The following is a 2,881-nucleotide window of genomic DNA, read 5'->3' as shown; positions in this document are numbered from 1 at the left end:
CCGCGCACTTGCGCAAGCAACTGCGTGAGCCGGTCCGTCTGGTTGCGCCGGAACGCCTCGCGCATCTCCAGCAGCGCCGATTCGGCCGGTGTTTGCGCCAGTGCAGGACCGGCCAATGCCAGCGCGGCCATAATGGCCGTGAAGACCCGTATCCATCGCATGCGATTCATGATCTGATTATGGACAACAAAGACGGTCAGCATGTTCCCGATCCCGCGCCAAAACAGCCCGCCGCCGACAACCGGAAGGCAGGATGGCGCAAGGCACTGATCGAAAAACGACAGTCGCTGGCCGACCGTGCCTGGCGCAACGACCTGCTGCAGCGCGTGATGCGCGTGTGGCTGATCGACCGGCCCGACGCCGTCATCGGCGCCTACTGGCCCATCAAGGGCGAGTTCGACCCGCTGCCGGCGCTGTTCCGCTGGCAGGAGGCCGGGCGGGAGGAAGACGCCCAGAGCGCGGCCCGCCAGCGCCGCATCGGCCTGCCGGTGGTCAACAAGATCGACAAGACCCTGACCTTCTACAGCTGGTACCCGGGCTGCCCGATGGAGGAAGACGCCTTCGGCATCCCCAAGCCCAAGGACACCGAGATCATCCAGCCGACGCTGATCTTCGTGCCCTGCGTCGGCTTCGGCCCCGGCGGCTACCGCCTGGGCTACGGCGGGGGCTTTTACGACCGCACCCTGGCCAGCCTGCGGCCCAAGCCCTTCACCGTGGGCCTGGCCTACGATTTCGGTTATCTGCCCGGCCTGGAACCCGAGCCGCACGACGTGCCGCTGGACGCGATCCTGGCGGACACCGGGGTGATGTGGCCGATGAAATAAAGCCCCCACGCTCCGCCGCTGCGCGGGTCGCTTCGCCGCTGTGGGATTGGGCTAGGGGTGCTCGGCGTTCGAGTGCACCTCGCTGATGCGTTTCTCGCGCCGCACGATGTACAGGCCGCTGCCGATGATGATGGCGGCGCCGATCCAGGTGTGGACGCCGGGCAGGGTCTGCCAGACCAGCCAGTCCAGGCCCACGCCCCAGGCCAGCGCGGTGTACTCGAATGGCGCCACGGCGCTGGCCTGGCCGTGGCGAAAGGCGTCGTTGATGGCCAACTGGCCCAGGAAGCCGGTGATGCCCAGGGCGGTCAGCAGCCAGGCATGGCTGACCGATACCGGCACCCAGCCGGGCGCGGCCAGGATGCCGGCGCCGATGGCGACGAGCACCATCATGGTCAGGATCAGCGACTCCAGGCTGTCGGTGCGGCTGAGCAGGCGGCCGGTCACGGCGGCCACGGCGTAGCACAGCGCGGCGCCGATCAGGGCCAGGCCGCCGGTGGTCGCGAAGCCGGCCTGCAGGTCGCTGCCGCTGGGCCGCAGCGCGACCAGCACGCCGATGAAGCCGATGGCGATGGCCCACCAGTGCGCGCGCGGCACGCGCTCCTTGAGCACCGGCACCGACAGCATGGTGATGAGCAGCGGCGCGACGAAGAAGATGGTGTAGGCCGCCGACAGCGGCAACTGGCGCACGCCGAGCGTGAACAGCGCCAGCATGAGCACGCCCAGTGCCCCGCGCAGCAGGTGCAGCGGCCAGTGCAGGTGGCGCAGCCTGCGCAAGGCGCCGCGCCAGTGCACGTAGGCCAGCACCAGCGGCAGCGCGGTCAGGCCGCGCAGGCAGGCGATCTGCAGCGGCGGGTAGTGCGGCGACAAGGTCTTGAGCACCGCGTCCATGAGCGCGAAGAACATCACCGCCAGCAGCATCGAGGTGATGCTGCGCAGGTTGCCCTGGGCGCGGTGCCGACTGGCCGCGGCCGTCATGGCGCCAGCCAGGGGCGCAATTGCTCGGCGCTGCCGACCGACAGTTTGAACGCGTGTGCCGTGCCCGTGCCGTCATCCGGCCAGGCCATGGGGCAGCGCAGCAGGCGGCGGTCGCGCGAAACCAGGGAGGTGAAACGCCGCTGCGGCCCGAGCAGCGCGGGCAGCTCGTCGAGCTTGCGCAGCCGCCAGGCTTCCGCCGGTGCGCCGCGGCGCGCGGGCGGCAGTTCGATGCCCAGCCATTCGTCGCCCGCGGCCAGGCCGGCCTGCTCGCCGGCGCCGCCACGCAGCACCGAGCGGATGGCGATGGCGCCATGGCCGTCGGCCACGCGCAGACCCAGTTGCTGCGCCAGCGGCGCCTGTTCCGTTTCGGACTTGACACCCTGGGCCTGCAGCAGCTCGATCACGGGCAGGTCGTCGGTGCCGTGCACCCAGGCGGCCAGCTCCGCGGCGAAGTCGCGCCGGCCCAGGCGCTTGAGCACGTGCGCCACGTCGGCTTCCTTCATCGGACCACCCCCGGTGCGTGCCCACAGCGCGCGCATCACGTCGTCCAGTGTCGTGTGGCCTTCGGCGCGCAGCGTCAGGTCCAGGCACAGGGCCACCAGGGCGCCCTTGCTGTAGTAGCTGACCGTCGCATTGGATGTGTTCTCGCCCACACGGTAGAACTTGACCCAGGCGTCGAAGCTGGCCTGCGCCACGCTTTGCAGGTGGCGCCCCGGTGTCTGCAGCACCTGGTTGAGGTTGCGCATGAGCAACTGCAGATAGGTCGCGTCGTCGATCAGGCCGGCGCGGCGCAGCAGCAGGTCGTCGTAGTAGCTGGTGAAGCCCTCGAAAAACCACAGCAGCCCGGTGTAATTCTCCTGGTCGTAGTCGACGCGCGCGAACTCGGCCGGGCGCAGCCGCTTGACGTTCCAGGCGTGGAAGTACTCATGGCTGATCAGGCCCAGCAGCGTGGTGTAGCCGTCGGTCGCCTTCAGCGCGGCGGGCTTGGCTTTGGCTTGGCCTGGCTTGAGGGGCAAATCTTGCCTTTGGCAGATCAGCGCCGTCGAGTTGCGGTGTTCCAGGCCACCGTAGCCCTCGCCCGT

General features: G+C 69.4%; 3 protein-coding genes and 1 pseudogene. 1 reads left to right on the top strand and 3 read right to left on the bottom strand.

Translation table 11 applies throughout. The annotated features are described in order from the left end of the window. On the bottom strand, nucleotides 1-203 hold a 203-nt coding region (locus PHQ87_RS15630), incomplete at its 3' end, for a hypothetical protein (protein WP_300236420.1). Here PHQ87_RS15630 and PHQ87_RS15625 point away from each other — a divergent pair. Further along, the gene (locus tag PHQ87_RS15625) at nucleotides 180-824 is read left to right on the top strand and encodes a 5-formyltetrahydrofolate cyclo-ligase (RefSeq protein ID WP_300236417.1); all 645 of its coding nucleotides are present in this window, start codon (nucleotides 180-182) and stop codon (nucleotides 822-824) included. The two genes, PHQ87_RS15630 and PHQ87_RS15625, sit on opposite strands and share 24 nt — an antisense overlap. A 51-nt stretch (nucleotides 825-875) precedes the next feature. Here the strand turns inward: PHQ87_RS15625 and PHQ87_RS15620 are convergent, their stop codons facing one another. Next, a complete protein-coding gene (locus tag PHQ87_RS15620) occupies nucleotides 876-1,799 on the bottom strand; it encodes a DMT family transporter (RefSeq protein ID WP_300236414.1) in 924 nt (307 codons plus the stop codon). Next, nucleotides 1,796-2,881, bottom strand: a pseudogene (locus tag PHQ87_RS15615) (peptidase M61); the annotation flags it as partial. The pseudogene PHQ87_RS15615 and the gene PHQ87_RS15620, both read right to left, overlap by 4 nt.

The sequence above is a fragment of the Hydrogenophaga sp. genome, from assembly GCF_028698005.1.
Taxonomy (GTDB): domain Bacteria; phylum Pseudomonadota; class Gammaproteobacteria; order Burkholderiales; family Burkholderiaceae_C; genus Hydrogenophaga.
The sequence above is the reverse complement of the archived record's forward strand: the minus strand, read 5'-3'. Positions and strand labels throughout refer to the sequence as shown.